Source organism: Gordonia sp. PDNC005 (assembly GCF_016919385.1).
Taxonomy (GTDB): domain Bacteria; phylum Actinomycetota; class Actinomycetes; order Mycobacteriales; family Mycobacteriaceae; genus Gordonia.
The window spans coordinates 2,304,940-2,320,951 of sequence record NZ_CP070351.1 but is presented as its reverse complement, the minus strand read 5'-3'; the positions used below and the strand labels follow the sequence as shown (position 1 = coordinate 2,320,951).

The window sequence follows — 16,012 nt, the reverse complement described above, 5'->3', positions numbered from 1 at the left end:
GAAAGTGCTGAAACGACTATCCGGGCCCGCCTCGTCTACCGCAATGACGTGATCAGACGAACAGGCGGAGTGCCGCGTCGACGACGGCGTCGCGTTGGCGGCGTTCGGCGTCGGACGTCGGGTCGAGCCACAGGGAGGCGTGATTGAGCATTCCGTGGAGGCAGTGCAGGGCCACTGCCGGGTCGGAGGTAGTGAACTCGCCGCTCGCGACGCCGGCGTCGACGACGTCGCGGAAGATCATGTCGTGTGTGCGCCGCATCGCCTTGATCGCGGTCGCGTGCTCGGCCGGCCACGGGGCTGGAAAGGAGAAGATCGCCCCCACCTCGGGGTAGTCGACAGTCAGAATGTCGAGCTGGGTGTCGACCAGCACTCGAAAGCGGGCCCTCGCCGGCGCTCCGGTCAAGGGTTCGAGGGCGGTGGTCAGACGCCCCACGACGTCGTCGGTCAGCTTGGCCAACGCTTCGGCGACCAGCTGGTCCTTGCTGGGGAAGTAGTAGTAGAGGCTGGCTTTGGCGATGTCGGCACGTTCGGCGACGTCTTCGAAGCGCATGCCGTGATATCCGTTCGCTGACAGCAGTGCGAGGGCCGCCTGGATCATCTCGGCCTTGCGCCGGTCGCGGCGTCGCGACGTGCGGTCGGTCGGTGTGCTCACCGATCAACGGTGACACATCACCGGCCGACAATGTCGAACAGGTGTTGAGGATCGGCATGTCACGCGAATGACAGGAACAGTCGCTCCAGCTTCTCCTTGTCGACGTTCTCGGGCCCCTCATTGATCAAGCAGTGCTCCAGGCCGGTGGCAACCATGGTGTATCCGCTGCGTCGGAGAGCCTTGTCGACGGCGGCCAACTGGGTGAGCGCGTCCTCGCACTCGGAACCCTCTTCGAGCATGCGAATGACGCTCGCGAGGTGGCCGTGTGCTCGACGCAGGCGGGTGAGGACCGGTTTGAGGTCCTCGTCGGGCAGCTGCATTGTTCAGAGTCCTTCGCTGAGTGCGGTGAGGACACCGGAGAGTCGCTCTTTCGCATCCGTGGCGATCGGGCCGAGTTCGGCGGTGCCGGTGAAGTCCTCCATGACGGACGGGTCCATGATCTCGACCAATGAGCTGTGTGGTCCGTCGGCGGAGACGACGACGTTGCACGGGAGCAGCGCGGCGACCCGCGGATCGGCGGCCAGTGCCTGGTGGGCCAATTGGGGTCGGCATGCGCCGAGGATGATCTTCGGTTCGATGTCGACGTCGAGTTTGGTCTTCAGTGTCGCCTTGATGTCGATTTCGGTGAGAACGCCGAATCCGGCGTCGGCGAGTGCTTCGCGAACGCGCGCGACGGTCTCGTCGTACTGCGTGGCGACTGTTGTGGACATGGTGAATGACGTCATTCCTCGGCTCCTCTGCACAGTGTGGGGACGTCCTCCACCGAGTATCTCATAACCCCCTAGGGGGATGAGGGGGATGGATGCAGGTAACAGAAACGATGTCGAGACTCGCGGATGAAGGGCGACGGCGCGGTCGCCTCGGTGCACTCGGCCTCTGGGCGGCCGCCCACGGGCGCATCGTCACGTGGAGCTGGTCCTCCTGCCGGTGATCCTGTGCCTGGCAGGCCGCGCGGCGTGGTGGTCGCCGCGCGGCCTGCGTCGGGCACGTTTGCCCACGACTGACGTCGCCGTCGCCGTTCAGTCCTGGGTCGACAGGACCTCGGCGACGAACGCCTCGACGCGACGCGTCATCTCGTCGACCTGCATGGCGCGGATCGCGTCGAGGTCGGTGCCCTTGTGGTAGGCGGGTGGCAGTTTGCGGGCGTGCTTCGGGCAGCCGAAGTCCTCGCACACCAGGGCGCCGATCGTGTCGCCGCGTCGGCCACGCGACCCGGTGCGGCGGGTGGTGTAGAGGACGGCGTCCTGTGAGAGGTCGACGTCTCGGCACCACGCGCACATCGCACGACGGGACGGCTTCGCCTCGGCGCGGGTCAGGATGAGCGCGACGAGCTCGTCGCCCAGTTCAACGACGATGTACGCGCGGCGCGGGATCTTGCGGTCGCGCCAACCGTAGAACTCGCGGCGGGAGAAGTCGACGTCGTTGAAGTCGAGAGGGAAGGTGACCCGGGCGAGTTCGCTCTTCGTGGTGCCGCGGAATGCGGACAGGATCTGCTTCTGGGTGAGTGTGCGCATCGAATGCAACCGTTCGTGAGGTGCGCGGGCCGGTGCGGCTGCCGCGCGCGTGAATGAGGGGACCGTTAAGCGGCCGATCGCACGGATCGGCTGCGGGGCGCGGTCATCTTGACTCGGCGCTGAGCGCGCCGGAGTCCTCCTGCATTCGAATGGTCACGACGCCCAGGCTATGCCCGAGGACCGCTCGCAGCAAACGAGTTCGGGCGGAGAAAGGGTGCAGACAGCAGAAAACCCGCTGCGGGAAACAGCGGGTCTGTGTGCTCCCCCAACTGGACTCGAACCAGTAACCTGCCGATTAACAGTCGGCTGCTCTGCCAATTGAGCTATGGGGGAATGTTCTTTCCGAACCGAGGTCAAACTCTAGCGCATGGATTCTGTCCGTTGCAAAACCGCTGGTCAGTCCCAGATCGAGGTGGATTCGAGGTGTCCGATGAGGCGGGCGGCGCCGTCGTCGAACTGGCGGCGGACGGCACCGGCCGCAGCGTCGCCGTCACCTTCGCGATACGCGTTGATCAACTCCTCGTGGGCTTCGAGCGCGTCGCGTGCCCACTCGGGGTCGCGCGCGTACAGCTGATGCGGTGTGTACCGCGTCGCGTTCTGCAGGATCCATGCGAGCTTTCCGCTGCCGCTGACGTGATTGTGCGTCCGGTGGAAATCGAACTCTGCCTCGACGATCGCGGCGGCGTCACCCGACATGGCAGCGCCCCTCAGATTCGCGTTCGCCCACGCGAGTTGATCGATCTCCGACGGAGTGATGAGTGCACATGTCCGCCGGGCGATGCGCGCCGCAGCTTCGCCTTGCAGCCAGAACAGGTCTGCGACGTCCGTTCGGGTCAGATCGGCGACGGTGTACCCGCGGTGCGGGGCGAAGGCGACCATGCCTTCGCCCCGCAGCGTGAGCAATGCCTCGCGAACCGGCGTCACGCTAACCCCGAGCGCAGCGGCCGTCTCGTCTAGGCGGACTCGTTCGCCGGGGAGGAGCTCGGCCGTCATGATTCTGTGGCGTACGACCGACGCCACCTCTTCCGACAACTGCGGACGACGGCCCAACGCCGGCTGTGAGCTCGGCTCAGAGGCCATAGGTCTTTCCGATGACGTCTCGCTGGATCTCGTTGGTGCCGCCGAACACCGTCGAGATGATCGCGCCGCGCATCAGCCGCTCGGCGTCGAACTCCTTGGCGTAGCCGTAGCCGCCCATCATCTGCATGCCGTCGATCGTCATGGCCTTGCTGGTCTCGGTGGCCTTGAGCTTGACCATCGACGCTTCACGCGGCATCAGCTTGTCGGGGTTGGCGTCGGCGGCCTTCGCGACGCTGTACACGAGTTCTCGGGTGCACGCGATCTCCGTCGCGTGGTCGGCCATGCGGTGACGCAACGCCTGGAACGTACCGATCGGGCGTCCGAACTGCTTCCGCTCGGTGATGAATGCGAGAGTGTCGTCGAATGAACGCTGTGCCAGTCCGAGCTGCATCGCGGCGAGGATGAGACGTTCGGTGTTGAGTCCGGCCATCAGTTGCTTCCAGCCGTTGCCGACCTGACCGACGACGGCGGAATCGGGCACCTTGCAGTCGGTGAAGTAGAGGTCGTTCACCTCGCGGCCCCCGAGAGTGTCGATCTGTGAGATCTGCAGGCCGGGTGTGTCGGCGGGGATATGGAACTGGGTGAGACCCTCGTGCTTGCCGCCGCTGCGGTCGGTGCGAGCGATGAGCAGTATCGACTTCGCGAAATGGGCGTTTGAGCACCACGTCTTCTGGCCGTTGATGACCCAGCCGCCGTCGACCTTGTCGGCACGGCAGGTGAGCGCGCCGACGTCGGAGCCTGCTTCGGGCTCGGACATCGAGATCGACAGCGCGTCACCCGCGACGACTCCTTCGAGCACCTCACGCTTGAGGTCGTCGTTGGCGAACTTCTCGTACGCCGCCGCGGTGATCAGCGTCGGTCCGATCCCGCCGATCGGCGCCTGGTTGCGGATCGCTTCCTCGAGGAAGATGCAGAGCTCGACGTTTCCGGCGCCTGCGCCGCCGAACTCCTCCGGAACGATGATGCCGGCCCAGCCGAGGTCGGCCATCTTCTTGTACAGCTCCTGCGAGTGGTTCTCCTCGCCGTTGTTCGTCCACTTGTCACGCTGCTCGCGCGTGCCGGTCTCGCGCTGGCAGAAATCGGTGACCGCCTGTGCGAACGCAGTCTGCTCGGGGGTGAAAGTGACCATGTGGACGTCTCCTGATGATGGAAGGTGCCTGCGCCGCCATGTGCGACACTCTGTTATCAGATATATGTGATTAGACGAGCTGTGGCAAGGGGCACATCGAAGAGCCGCTACATTGGTGCCCATGTCCTCCAGCTCTGACGACACCCCGACACCGCTCGACGGTGACGACTTCCTCGCCGTGAACAGGGCGAATCGCGAACGCATCCGTGTTGAGGAGGCAGGGAAGGCGGACGACGCCGTCGACCTCACGAAGTCGGGCGACACGGCTGAGTTGTCGGGGTCCGGCCGACGCAACGTCGTTGTCGTGGCACTGGGCGCGACAGTGGCAGTCCTGGTGGTGGCGGTGATCGTGCTCGGAGTGCTCCTCGCGGGGAAGTCGGGGAACGATGGCGGCACCGACGAGCAGGGTGCGCTCCGCGACGCGAAGACGTACGCGTCGGAGATGTTCACCTATCAATCAGGCAAGTACGACGACCTCGATCGGCGTATTCGAGCGATCTCGGCTCCCGAGTTCGCCGACGAGTACATCAAGTCGTCCCAGCTCGCGCGGAAGGCGAACGACGAAGCTAAGGCGTCGTCGAAGGGCTCGGCGACCAGTGCGGGCATCGTGTCCATCGACCCCGACCAGGCGGTGGTCCTCGTGGCTCTCGACATGGCAGTGACCAGCCCTGATGCGCCGGTCCTCGGCCAGGGGGATCCGTCGCAGTCGCGTGTGGAACTGACACTTGTGAAGACCGACGGTCGTTGGCTGGTCTCCGGGTTGGACGTCGTCTAGCGTCGGCGAGTTGCCACGCGCCACTAGAACGGCGGCGGGACGTCTGGTGCAGCTGGGGCAGTAGGGACGCCTTCCCGCTTGCGGCGTCAGCCGGTCAATGTCTTCGCGCATGCCGCCGCCACCAGGGGCTTCCCGATCCCGGGCTGCCCGTTGACCAGATCGGTCGCGACATTCAGGCTCGCGTGGACGAGGAATCGCGCCTGCGCGGTGGTCAGGTCTGGCCGCGCGCGTACGACCCAGGCTGCCCATTCGTCGACGTTGAGTCGTTGGCTTCGACGCAGAGCTCGACGCTCGCTGTCGTCCACCGCGCCGATCCCGTTCATGTAGACGGTCATGATGTCGGGCGCGTCGACGCAGAGATCGCTGTACCGCTCGGCAAGGGCCACGACCGCCTCGCTCGGCGTCTGCGCTTGGGCAAGAGCCGCAGCGACTGCGTCTGTGGTGCGGTCCGCCGTTCGCCAGAGGGCGGCCGCGAGGATGGCGCTCTTGGACGAGAAGTGACGGTAGACGCCGGAGGCCGGCAGTCCGACGGCGTTGCCGATGTCGTCGACCGTCACCTCGTGGAAGCCTCGATCGGCGAAGAGTCGCACCGACGCCGCAAGGATCGCCTCGCGTCTGCCGGTAGGCGCCAACCCGGCAGTGGGGACCTGGGCGGCTGTGTGCTGGGGCACGTCCACCTCGACGATGCGAGCTGCGGCGTTCGACAGCAGGTCGACTGCGGCGCGTCGGCCCAGGACTGCGCGGTGGGTGGTCGCGCTCGCCGCCACGGAGAGGGATGCTATGGTCACGGCCTGTGCCGTCGCGCGGTCGACATCGGGTCGGGCCGCCTCGACGAGCGCCCTGAGTCTGCGGTTCAGTCGGATCCGCACGTCGCGTGTGTACGTGCGATCCTCGGCGCGCAGCACCCGGTCCTCCCATCGATACAGATTCCCGCCGGCGCGGCGGACGAACGTCATGTCGGTGAACGCGGTGAGGACCGCGGCGAACTCGGCCCTCGGATCGTCACGGGTGGGAACACTCGACACGGCCTCGTCCACACGTCGGGACAACTGCTCGACAGTTGCGGCGAACAGCCCGTATTTCGTGTCGAAGTGGCGATACAGGGCAGGTGCGGAGATCCCCACCTCGTCTGCGATGTCCGACAAACGGGTCGCGGCGTAGCCCTCGGAGCTGAACGCGGTCGCGGCCGCCGACAGGATCCTCTCGCGCCGATCGGCAGGCCGGATGGTCATGGGTAGCGATGGTATCGAAGCCCGGAGAAACTTGCCGAGAATCATCTGAAGTCTGATAAACGCAGGTAACCGCCCAGTAAGTTGACTTATAAGTTAATCAACATTCGCATGACTTCCGTCACTCTTCCTGTTACGGTGTGTGGCATATCAACGACAAGTCCGACGGTGGTGCGAGGAACGATGAGCGACGAGGCCGAGTTCAACGGCGGTGTCCGCGACGAGATCGACGATCGTGGTGTTGCGCACATCGAGATCGATCGACCGGAACGGATGAACGCGCTCGACGGCGTGGCCTCCGGGCGGATCATCGAACTCTGTCGTGACTTCGCGACGCGCTCGGACATCCGAGTTGTTGTGATCACCGGTCGAGGCGGGTCGTTCTGTGCAGGCGCAGATGTCGCCGGCATGGCCGCGGACTCGGCGGCGACCGGAGGGTTCGACGAATCGGCATCCCGCACGATCATCGAGAACGGTTCCCGGCTGATCGGGGCGATGCGGTCACTGCCGATGCCCGTGGTCGCGGCGGTCGACGGCGCCGCGGTCGGGATCGGCGCGTCCCTGGCAGTCGCCGCCGACCTCGTCTACGCGACGAGTCGTGCCTACTTTCTGCTCGCGTTCGTAAACATCGGCCTGATGCCCGACGGTGGAGCGACTGCGCTCTTCACCGCGTCGCTCGGGCGTGCGCGGGCTAACTCGCTCGCCCTCCTGGGGGAGAAGCTGTGGGCGCCCGAAGCGCTCGACGCTGGTCTGATCAACGCCGTCGTCGACGACGCCGATGCGTTGGCGGCGACAGTCGATCGCGTCGTCGGCCGACTTCTCAAGAGCTCGCCCGACGCCCTCACGGTGACGAAGGCGGCCCTCGACGCGCATTCGCTGGTCGGCTACAGCGACGCGATCGACCGCGAGATCGCGGGCCAGACACATCTCCTGCAATCCCCGGCCTTCCGGCGAGCGCTCGCCGCGTTCGTCGGCAAATGACCCCCCGCATCACCCCGAACCCCATCGCACGACCTGAGATCGAGGAGCTAGAAGAGATGACCGACGTACTGGGCTTCGCCCTCAACGCCGAGCCGCAGCGTTCGCGCCGCCACCACTGGAACAACCAGGTCCGTCGACATGCGGAGATGAAGCCGGATGCTCCGGCGCTGCGGTTCATGGGCACCACCACCACGTGGTCCCAACTCGACGCGCGCACTCACTCGCTGGCTGCGTCGCTCCTGCGTCGCGGGGTGTCGTTCGGCGATCGAATCCTCGTGATCATGCTCAACCGCACGGAGTACGTCGAGTTGGTGTTCGCGGCGAACCTGATCGGCGCGATCCCGGTCCCGGTGAACTTCCGCATGACCCCGCCAGAGATCGCCTACCTCGTATCCGACTCGGGAGCGAAGGTCGTCGTGACCGAGACGATGCTCGCGCCGCTGGCAGATGCGGTGTCCGCTGCCACCGGCGCGATCGAGCACACGATCGTCGTCGGCGGAGCACAGAACGACGGTCACCTGGACTACGAGGCCCTGGTGGCAGAAGAAGGAGATCCGCTTCCGGACATCGACATCCCGGAAGAGACGATCGCCCTGATCATGTACACGTCGGGTACCACGGGTAAGCCCAAGGGTGCGATGTTGACTCACCAGAACCTGCAGTCGCAGGCGCAGACGACGCTGCAGGCGCTGAACACGTCGGCCGACGACATCGGTTCGTGTGTCGCTCCGATGTTCCACATCGCCGCACTCGGTGCGATGACGGCGTTGATCTACATCGGCGCACTGTCGGTGATCCATCCGCTCGGGGCGTTCGATCCGAACGACATGCTCGACACTCTGGAACGCGAAGGCACCACGTCGATCTTCCTGGTTCCGGCTCAGTGGCAGGCCGTCTGCGCGGCCCAACAGGCCAAGCCGCGCGATGTGAAGCTGCGCGTGATCTCGTGGGGCGCCGCACCGGCGTCGGACACCGTGCTGCAGGCGATGAACGACACGTTCCCGGATGCGTTGAACATCGCAGTCTTCGGTCAGACGGAGATGTCGCCGATCACGTGTGTGCTCGAAGGCAAGGACGCACAGCGCAAGATCGGTTCCATCGGAAAGGTGGTGCCCGCGGTGACCGCGCGCATCGTCGACCCGGAGATGAACGACGTGCCGCAGGGCGAGGTGGGTGAGATCGTCTATCGGGGTGCGAATCTGATGGCCGGGTACTGGCAGAACCAGCAGGGCACTGCCGATGCGTTCCGTGGTGGCTGGTTCCATTCGGGCGACCTCGTGCGCGCCGATGAGGAGGGATTCCTGTTCGTCGTCGACCGAGCCAAGGACATGATCATCTCCGGTGGAGAGAACATCTACTGTGCCGAGGTCGAGAACGTCCTGTACTCGCATCCGAAGATCCTGGAAGCCGCTGTGATCGGTCGCGCTCACGACAAGTGGGGTGAAGTTCCCGTCGGCGTCGTGGTGCTCGCCGAGGGGGTCGACGAGCTGACCATCGAGGAGCTTGAACCGTTCCTCAACGACAACCTCGCCCGTTTCAAGCACCCCAAGGACATCGTCGTCGTGGACGAGCTGCCGCGAAACGCGGGCGGCAAGGTGGTGAAGCCGGGTCTGCGGCAGGCGTACGGCAGCAAGGACGCGGGCCTCAAGAGCTGATCGTGTCTCTTGAGATAGCCGTCTGAGCAGCGGAATCGAAACACGTTCCAGTGCCAAAACTGGAACGTGTTTCAATTTCCGTCTCAGGTGACTACTCTCACAAGCGAAGCACGATCCCGCGCGACGCGAAACGCGTGGCCCGAGAAGACATCCGTTCGAAGTGAGGTTGTGAAGGTGAAGACGAAGGGCGCACTCCTGCGGGAGCTGAACCAGCCGTGGCAGATCGAAGAGATCGAGATCGGCGACCCCAAGGCGCACGAGATCAGGATCCGCATGGAAGCCGCGGGCATGTGCCACTCGGACCATCACCTGATGACCGGCGGCATCCCGATGGGCGGATTCCCGATCCTCGGCGGCCACGAGGGCGCAGGCGTCGTCGAAGCGCTCGGTGAAGGCGTCACCGACTTCGAGGTCGGCGACCACGTCGTGCTGTCGTTCATCCCATCGTGTGGCAAGTGCAAGTCCTGTAAGGCCGGCGTCGCCAACCTCTGCGACTTCGGCGCCATGCTGCTCCAGGGTGAGGCCGTCTCGGACCACACGTTCCGGATCCACACCACCGACGGCGAGCCCGTCTACCCGATGACCCTGCTCGGCACCTTCTCGCCCTACATGGTGGTCCACGAGGCGTCCGCGGTGAAGATCGACAAGGACATCCCGTTCGAGGTCGCAGCACTCTGCGGCTGCGGCATCCCCACCGGCTACGGCTCGTCCACCCGCAGTGGCGACGTCCGCCCGGGCGAAGACGTCGCCATCGTCGGCGTCGGCGGCGTGGGCACCGCAGCGCTCCAGGGCGCCGTGATCGCAGGCGCACGCAACGTGTTCGCCATCGACCCCGTCGAGTGGAAGCGGGAGCAGGCGCTCAAATTCGGTGCGACACAGGCGTTCGCGACCGTCGAAGAGGCAATGAACGAGATCGGCAACGCCACCGAGTGGGGCATGTGCCAGAAGGTCATCGTCACCGTCGGCGAAGTGTTCGGCAAGGACGTCGACACCTGGCTGTCGATCACCGCTAAGAACGGCACGTGCGTCCTGACCGGCATGGGCAACATGATGGACAACCAGGTGACGCTGAACCTGGCGATGCTGACACTGCTGCAGAAGAACCTGCAGGGCTCGATCTTCGGTGGCGCGAACCCGAAGCTCGACATCCCGCTCCTACTGTCGATGTACAAGATCGGCAAGCTCAACATCGCCGACATGATCACCCGCGAATACACCCTCGACCAGATCAACGAGGGCTACACCGACATGCTCGAAGGCCGCAACATCCGCGGTGTCATTCGCTACACGGACGCCGATCACTGATCTTCGCGAACCTCGCATGAGGCCCGCCGACTTCGAGTCGGCGGGCCTTCTGCGTTTCTCGCGCGAATCTGCATTAATGTTCTTCTCGACTGCGCTCGAAGGGCGGAGATGACGCGCTCATCGGGCGGACGTGAACCCGTTCGTTGAGCGGAACCCGACCCGCTCTCCGAGCGGCGTCGAGAAGGAATGCGGGAGGAAACACATGGCCGAGAACAGCCGGAGCTCACGAGCGAAAAAGGGCGCCGAAGTCGCGGAACAGCAGACGACGAGCGGTGGTTCGTGGTCGGCCTCGCCAGAGGCGAAGTCGAAGGCGCTGACGTTCCGCATCATCGCTGCGGTGCTGTGGGCGATCGCCATCGGCGGGGAACTTTTCGCAATCTTCTGGGTGCTCCGGCAGGATCCCATCCTCATGTGGCTGCTCATCGTCATGCTTGTCGCCATCGGTGCTTTTGCACTCGGCGGTTCGCTGCTGTGGAAGAAGGCGAACCGTCTCGACCCGGCGTCGCGCAAGGACACGGTTCGCTTCTTCGTCCAGAACCAGCTCGGCGTCATCATCACCGTGATCGCGTTCCTGCCGCTGATCGTGATGATCTTCCTGAACAAGGACATGGACGGCAAGCAGAAGGGCATCGCCGGCGGCATCGCAATCGTCATCGCCGCAGCAGTCGGCCTGGCCAGTGCCGACTGGAATCCGCCGTCGGTCGAGCAGTACAGCGTTGAGACCAATGTCGTGAAAGAACTGACCGGCAAGGACGAGGTCGTCTGGGTCAAGGGTGGCTCTGCCTTCCACGTCTGCGAGGACGTTCCGGACCTGCGCCGCTCGACGAAGACGAAAGAGCACACGTCGGTCGCCGACGCGCATGCAGGCAACATCCCGCGTCTCACTAAGAAGTGGGTGTCGGAGGCGATCAACAACTGCGGTTACACCGCCGCGGACGTCGATCGTGTGCTGGGCGAGGTGGACGACGTCAAGTCCACTCTCGACGATGACCAGTTCATCGAGACCTCCGGCACGCCGGAAGTGAAGTCACCCGCAGAGAAGCCCGATTCCGAAGTGCATGAGGGTGAGCCCCAGTCGTCGACCGTTCCAGCGACGCCGTAGGCGGGCTAACGGTGTCGGTCCTGAATGACCTGCCGCGTTGGCCGGTCGACAACGTCGCCGGGGCGATCATCGGCCCCGGGGGCGTCGTCGTCTCGGCTGTCGGCGACACCTCGCGCGTCTACGAATTGGCGTCGGTGACGAAGCTGCTCGTCGCGCAGGCCGTCCTGGTTGCGGTCGACGAGGAGGCGGTCGACCTGTCGACTCCGGCCGGTCTACCCGGCGCGACCGTCCGACATCTGCTGTCCCACGCGTCGGGCATGGCGTTCGACTCGCGTGAGCCGCAGGCGGGCCCGGGGGAGCAGCGCATCTATTCGAGCGCAGGTTTCGAAGCTCTCGCCGAACTCGTCACTGCACACACGGACATCGCATTCGAGGACTATCTCGGCGAAGCGGTGTGCGAACCGCTCGGCATGACGTCGACCGTGCTCGCGGGCCCGGCCGGGCATGGCGCTCGGTCGAACGTGGACGACCTCGCCCGTTTCGCAGGCGATCTGCTGGCACCCCGGGTGCTCACTCCGGCGACAGCAGCTGCTGCGACGACGGTGCAGTTTCCCGGCCTTGACGGCTTCGTCCCCGGGTACGGCAGACACCGGCCGTGCGACTGGGGTCTTGGCTTCGAGATTCGGGGAGAGAAGACGCCGCACTGGACTGGAACGGCGAATTCGCCTCAGACGTTCGGCCACTTCGGTCAGGCCGGCACATTCCTGTGGGTGGACCCGGTGCTAGGTGCCGCGTGTGTGGTCCTGACCGACCGCCCCTTCGGTGCGTGGGCGAAGCCGTTGTGGAGCGAGTTCAACGACGCCGTCGTGAACGAACTCCGTCGCTGACTGCCTGTCCGGCGCGGTAGCGCTCCCAAGATCGGTACGTTCATCGCGGTCCACGGTCAGAATGCCAGCGGACCGCGATGAATGAACGGATCTCGAGGGAACAGTCCCGAAACTCAGGTCACGCCGCCGTCTGGTCCGGCCGCTCGGTGAGATCTCGTCTGCATAGCGCCATGATGACGAGGGCGACCGCTGTCAGCGCTGATCCGACCCACACCGGCGCGAGCGTTCCGAGCCCGGTTGCGAGTCCGAACGCGCCGAGCATCGGTCCCGCGGCCGCTCCGACGTTCAATGCAGCGGTCGCGAAAGAGCCGCCCATCGATGGCGCCCCCGCCGCCGCGTACAGCACCCGTGTGATCAAGGTGCTTCCAACGGCGAACGACAGAAACCCCTGGACGAAGATGAGGGCGAGAAGTGCAACGGGGTGGGATGAAACCATCGCCAGGACGATCCAGCCCGCCAGCAACAGCGGCCCGCCCACTGCGAGCACCGCACCGGGCCGCTGATCCGAGAGTCGTCCCGCAGTCGTGACGCCGAGAAACGATCCGATCCCGAAGACCACCAGCGCGACCGACACCCACGCATCGGCCAGACCTGCATTCTCGGTCACGATGGGCGCCAGAAAAGTGAACGCCGCAAAGGTCGCTCCGTTGATCAGTGCTCCGAGCGCCATGGCCACGATGAGCCTCGGCGTAGCCAGTTGTCTGAACTCGGCACGAAGCCCTGGCGACGACGTCTTCGTCGCGGCCCCATCTGTCGTGTCGGGGACGCCTCGAAGGACTCCGAAGGCCGCGGGCAGGCAGAGGATGGCGATCGCCCAGAACGTCGTGCGCCACCCCAGCGCCGTGCCGAGCAGCGCCCCGGCAGGGACGCCGACGACAGTCGCCACTGTCGTGCCGGCGAGCAGGATGGACAGCGCTCGTCCCTTCCTGTGTGGCGGCACGAGGTTCGTGGCCGTGCCGAGCGCTACGGCGAGGAACCCGGCGTTCGCGAACGCGCTGATCACTCGGGTGGCTAGGAGCAGGGAGAACGCAGACGTGAGTGCACCGATGACGTGGGTCGTCGCGAACATGAGAATGCAGAGGATCAGAGTCGACCGCGCCGGCCAACGGCGAGAAAGGGCCGTCAGCAAGGGTGCGCCGATGACCATGCCGACCGCGAATGTCGAGGTCAATAGGCCCGCAGTGCCGACTGAGACGCCGAGTTCGGTCGCCATCGCAGGGATCAGCCCCGCGAGCATGAATTCTGACGTGCCCATGACGAAGACCGCCAGAGCGAGTGAGTAGAGAGCAAGAGGCATCGAGTACTCCGAGGTGAGAGATCAAGAATGGGATCTTCTTGTCACCACGGCCGGCATCCCGGACACGCCGGATGTGCCCACAGGACGTGGGCGGCGAGACTAGGTTTTCACGGGGCCGGCGGTGTGACCGACAACCCCTGACCTGTCTGACTCGGGACTCGACATGTCCATGACGCTACAGCGCTCACCGACGAGACGATCGGACAGGTGTGCCCGCGGCTGCTGAAAGAACGAGCAAGCGGCGGGGACCAATGAGAAACGCGCGCCCGGCTGATCGCCGTGCGCGCGTTCCGTGGGGGAGATGGTCTGTGATGCGGGTCAGCCGACTCGTTGGTGTAGCCAGGTCACTTCGCCGTCGGCACCGCCCATGCGATATGACTCCAGGGCGTCGTCCCACGCAGTGCCGAGCGCGGTGTCGAGTTCGGCGGCCAGGCCCGCGCTGTCGGGCTGGGCGTCCATCATGGCGCGCAGCTGCATCTCGCCGACGATCACGTCGCCGTTGGCGCTGATGGATCCGCGCCAGAGGCCGAGGCCGGGGACATGGCTGAATCGTTCGCCGTCGACGCCTTCGCTCGCGTTCTCGGTCACCTCGAAGGCCAGGCCGGGCCACTCGCGCAGCGCGTTCGCCAGACGGGCACCGGTACCGACCGGACCGGTCCAGTCCACCGTGGCGCGCATGCGTCCGGGCTCAGCGTCCTGTGTCGACCATTTGAGATCGGCGCGCGCATTCAGCGTCGACGACAGTGCCCACTCCACATGCGGGCACAGCGCGACGGGAGAGGCGTGGATGTACACCACGCCAGTCGTCAGGTCCGCAAACTGGTTGAGAATGCGCACTGTTTTCACCTCCGATTCGACGAGGAACGTCTTCCCCAAGGCACCGCGTCGAGATCGGATATCACACTACTGATACAGATTATGCCTTGTGAGGTGCGTGTTGCGCTAGATGTATTTGGTGTGAATGTGCTGTCGAGGTGGACGGCAGGCGTCAGAGCGGGATGTTCTTGTGGCGACCGCGTCGCGACGGCGCTGCGGCGAGTGCCTCCGCGAGACGACTCCGGGTCACTGCGGGATCGATGATCTCGTCGACGACGCCGATCGACTGTGCACGGCCGACGCCACCCGCGATCTGCTCGTGCTCCACGGCGAGACGCTCGTGAAGCGCTTCGCGCTCGTCCTCAGGGGCTGCCGCGAGAGTCTTCTTGTGCAGGATGCCGACGGCGGCTTTGGCGCCCATCACGGCGACCTCGGAACCCGGCCACGCGAATACCGCAGTAGCGCCGAGGGCACGGGAGTTCATCGCGATGTAGGCGCCGCCATAGATCTTGCGGGTCACCAGCGTCACGCGCGGGACGGTGCACTCGGCGAACGAGTGGAGCAGTTTGGCTCCGCGTCTCACGACGCCGTTCCACTCCTGTCCGACGCCGGGCAGATAGCCGGGGACGTCGGTCAGCACAACAAGCGGGACGCCGAACGCGTCACAGAGCCGGACGAAGCGGGAGGCCTTCTCCGCTGCTTCCGAGTTGAGGCAGCCGCCCATGCGCAGCGGATTGTTGGCGATCACGCCGACCGATCGGCCTGCGAGCCTGCCGAAACCGATCGAGATGTTCGGAGCCCACTTGGCCTGGATCTCCTCGAATGTCGAGATCTCGGTGGCGCCGTCGGCGGCGAACTGGGTGTCGAGAAGGTTTTCGATGATCGGGTGAACGTCGTAGGCGCGTCGGTTCGACTCGGGGAGCAGCGCGCGCAAGTCGGTGTCCTCGGCGGCAGCGTGCGCCATGTCGATCGCGCCCTGCTGGGAGAACGTGGTCACCAGTCGACGAGCACGCCAGTAGGCGTCGAGCTCGGAGTCGGCGGTGATGTGACTGACGCCGGAGCGCTTGCCGTGCGTGTGGGGGCCGCCGAGCTCCTCCATGCTGACACTCTCGCCGGTGACGCTCTTGACGACGTCGGGGCCGGTGACGAACACACGCCCGTCCGGGGCCATGATGACAACGTCGGTCAGAGCGGGGCCGTACGCGGCGCCGCCGGCGGCGAAGCCGACGACAACGGAGATCTGCGGGACGTAGCCGGAGGCGCGCACCATCGCTTCGAACACGCCGCCGACCGCGTGCAGGCCTTCGACGCCTTCGGCGAGGCGTGCACCACCGGAATGCCAGATGCCGACGACCGGAGCCTGATCGGCGATGGCGGTGTCGATCGCGTTCACGATGTGAGCACAACCGACCACCCCCATGGCACCGCCCATCACGGTGCCATCAGTGCAATAGGAGACGGTGCGGACACCGTCGACCTCACCGACGGCCGCCAGCACACCCGATTTGTCGCGGGGGTGCAGGAGCTCGACGGTGCCTTCGTCGAAGAAGGTGGTCAACCGAAGCAGCGGGTCACGGGGATCCGTCGCTTCCTCACGGCCGGGGATGGGAGCCAGTGTGGTCATCGGTTTCTCCTATGCGGGGAGGGTGT

The 16,012-nt window shown here is 65.4% G+C and carries 16 protein-coding genes and 1 tRNA gene; 6 read left to right on the top strand and 11 right to left on the bottom strand.

The features are described 5' to 3' along the window. Window positions 1-52: 52 nt before the first annotated feature. The 7 genes from JVX90_RS10955 to JVX90_RS10925 form a co-directional block, all read right to left on the bottom strand. A complete protein-coding gene (locus JVX90_RS10955; protein WP_205328815.1) occupies window positions 53-652 on the bottom strand; it encodes a TetR/AcrR family transcriptional regulator in 600 nt (199 codons plus the stop codon). A 59-nt stretch (window positions 653-711) separates the two neighbouring features. After that, entirely contained in the window at window positions 712-972 is a 261-nt protein-coding gene (locus tag JVX90_RS10950) for a metal-sensitive transcriptional regulator (RefSeq protein ID WP_205328814.1), read from the bottom strand. A 3-nt stretch (window positions 973-975) separates the two neighbouring features. Continuing rightward, window positions 976-1,377: a DUF302 domain-containing protein gene (locus tag JVX90_RS10945; RefSeq protein ID WP_205328813.1), complete on the bottom strand. Its 402-nt coding sequence runs from the start codon at window positions 1,375-1,377 to the stop codon at window positions 976-978. A gap of 294 nt (window positions 1,378-1,671) precedes the next feature. Next, a complete protein-coding gene (locus JVX90_RS10940; protein WP_205328812.1) occupies window positions 1,672-2,166 on the bottom strand; it encodes an FBP domain-containing protein in 495 nt (164 codons plus the stop codon). Between the two features lie 260 nt (window positions 2,167-2,426). Beyond that, window positions 2,427-2,499: transfer RNA gene (locus tag JVX90_RS10935), tRNA-Asn, on the bottom strand. Window positions 2,500-2,562: 63 nt separating this feature from the next. Then, a complete protein-coding gene (locus JVX90_RS10930; RefSeq protein WP_205328811.1) occupies window positions 2,563-3,246 on the bottom strand; it encodes a GntR family transcriptional regulator in 684 nt (227 codons plus the stop codon). Next, window positions 3,236-4,375 carry an acyl-CoA dehydrogenase family protein gene (locus tag JVX90_RS10925; protein WP_205328810.1) on the bottom strand — a complete coding sequence of 380 codons (1,140 nt, stop codon included), beginning with the start codon at window positions 4,373-4,375 and terminating at the stop codon, window positions 3,236-3,238. Before JVX90_RS10925 ends, JVX90_RS10930 begins: the two co-directional genes overlap by 11 nt. A 121-nt stretch (window positions 4,376-4,496) precedes the next feature. On the opposite strand from JVX90_RS10925, the gene JVX90_RS10920 reads away from it, so the two are divergent. After that, window positions 4,497-5,150 (top strand): hypothetical protein, encoded by a 654-nt coding sequence (locus JVX90_RS10920; RefSeq protein ID WP_205328809.1) that lies wholly within the window; start codon window positions 4,497-4,499, stop codon window positions 5,148-5,150. An 86-nt stretch (window positions 5,151-5,236) separates the two neighbouring features. Here the strand turns inward: JVX90_RS10920 and JVX90_RS10915 are convergent, their stop codons facing one another. Further along, complete coding sequence (locus JVX90_RS10915) at window positions 5,237-6,382, bottom strand: TetR/AcrR family transcriptional regulator (RefSeq protein ID WP_205328808.1); 1,146 nt, start codon at window positions 6,380-6,382, stop codon at window positions 5,237-5,239. A gap of 180 nt (window positions 6,383-6,562) precedes the next feature. Here JVX90_RS10915 and JVX90_RS10910 point away from each other — a divergent pair, with 180 nt between their 5' ends. The 5 genes from JVX90_RS10910 to JVX90_RS10890 all read left to right on the top strand — a co-directional run bounded on the left by JVX90_RS10910 (window position 6,563) and on the right by JVX90_RS10890 (window position 12,249). After that, window positions 6,563-7,360: an enoyl-CoA hydratase-related protein gene (locus JVX90_RS10910; protein ID WP_205328807.1), complete on the top strand. Its 798-nt coding sequence runs from the start codon at window positions 6,563-6,565 to the stop codon at window positions 7,358-7,360. A 56-nt stretch (window positions 7,361-7,416) separates the two neighbouring features. Continuing rightward, complete coding sequence (gene fadD5 / locus JVX90_RS10905; RefSeq protein WP_205328806.1) at window positions 7,417-9,015, top strand: fatty-acid--CoA ligase FadD5; 1,599 nt, start codon at window positions 7,417-7,419, stop codon at window positions 9,013-9,015. A 174-nt stretch (window positions 9,016-9,189) separates the two neighbouring features. Further along, a complete protein-coding gene (locus JVX90_RS10900; protein WP_205328805.1) occupies window positions 9,190-10,320 on the top strand; it encodes an NDMA-dependent alcohol dehydrogenase in 1,131 nt (376 codons plus the stop codon). 202 nt (window positions 10,321-10,522) lie between these two features. After that, window positions 10,523-11,422, top strand: coding sequence for a hypothetical protein (locus tag JVX90_RS10895; protein WP_205328804.1), 900 nt, complete (start codon window positions 10,523-10,525; stop codon window positions 11,420-11,422). A gap of 11 nt (window positions 11,423-11,433) precedes the next feature. Then, window positions 11,434-12,249, top strand: a complete 816-nt coding sequence (locus JVX90_RS10890) for a serine hydrolase domain-containing protein (RefSeq protein ID WP_205328803.1) — start codon at window positions 11,434-11,436, stop codon at window positions 12,247-12,249. Between the two features lie 118 nt (window positions 12,250-12,367). Here JVX90_RS10890 and JVX90_RS10885 read toward each other — a convergent pair whose 3' ends face one another. The 3 genes from JVX90_RS10885 to JVX90_RS10875 all read right to left on the bottom strand — a co-directional run bounded on the left by JVX90_RS10885 (window position 12,368) and on the right by JVX90_RS10875 (window position 15,986). Further along, on the bottom strand, window positions 12,368-13,546 hold the full coding sequence (locus tag JVX90_RS10885) for a Cmx/CmrA family chloramphenicol efflux MFS transporter (protein WP_205328802.1): 1,179 nt from the start codon (window positions 13,544-13,546) through the stop codon (window positions 12,368-12,370). 318 nt (window positions 13,547-13,864) lie between these two features. Continuing rightward, window positions 13,865-14,383: a DUF3145 domain-containing protein gene (locus JVX90_RS10880; protein ID WP_205328801.1), complete on the bottom strand. Its 519-nt coding sequence runs from the start codon at window positions 14,381-14,383 to the stop codon at window positions 13,865-13,867. Between the two features lie 151 nt (window positions 14,384-14,534). Then, entirely contained in the window at window positions 14,535-15,986 is a 1,452-nt protein-coding gene (locus tag JVX90_RS10875) for a carboxyl transferase domain-containing protein (RefSeq protein WP_205328800.1), read from the bottom strand. Between the last annotated feature and the right edge of the window lie 26 nt (window positions 15,987-16,012).

Bases quoted from the DNA above. Each gene is read 5' to 3' on its own strand.
- JVX90_RS10940 (WP_205328812.1), bottom strand. From the start codon at position 2,166: ATGCGCACACTCACCCAGAAGCAGATCCTGTCCGCATTCCGCGGCACC.
- JVX90_RS10895 (WP_205328804.1), top strand. From the start codon at position 10,523: ATGGCCGAGAACAGCCGGAGCTCACGAGCGAAAAAGGGCGCCGAAGTC.
- JVX90_RS10920 (WP_205328809.1), top strand. From the start codon at position 4,497: ATGTCCTCCAGCTCTGACGACACCCCGACACCGCTCGACGGTGACGAC.
- JVX90_RS10925 (WP_205328810.1), bottom strand. From the start codon at position 4,375: ATGGTCACTTTCACCCCCGAGCAGACTGCGTTCGCACAGGCGGTCACC.
- JVX90_RS10950 (WP_205328814.1), bottom strand. From the start codon at position 972: ATGCAGCTGCCCGACGAGGACCTCAAACCGGTCCTCACCCGCCTGCGT.
- JVX90_RS10915 (WP_205328808.1), bottom strand. From the start codon at position 6,382: ATGACCATCCGGCCTGCCGATCGGCGCGAGAGGATCCTGTCGGCGGCC.
- JVX90_RS10910 (WP_205328807.1), top strand. From the start codon at position 6,563: ATGAGCGACGAGGCCGAGTTCAACGGCGGTGTCCGCGACGAGATCGAC.
- fadD5 (WP_205328806.1), top strand. From the start codon at position 7,417: ATGACCGACGTACTGGGCTTCGCCCTCAACGCCGAGCCGCAGCGTTCG.
- JVX90_RS10875 (WP_205328800.1), bottom strand. From the start codon at position 15,986: ATGACCACACTGGCTCCCATCCCCGGCCGTGAGGAAGCGACGGATCCC.
- JVX90_RS10930 (WP_205328811.1), bottom strand. From the start codon at position 3,246: ATGGCCTCTGAGCCGAGCTCACAGCCGGCGTTGGGCCGTCGTCCGCAG.
- JVX90_RS10945 (WP_205328813.1), bottom strand. From the start codon at position 1,377: ATGACGTCATTCACCATGTCCACAACAGTCGCCACGCAGTACGACGAG.
- JVX90_RS10885 (WP_205328802.1), bottom strand. From the start codon at position 13,546: ATGCCTCTTGCTCTCTACTCACTCGCTCTGGCGGTCTTCGTCATGGGC.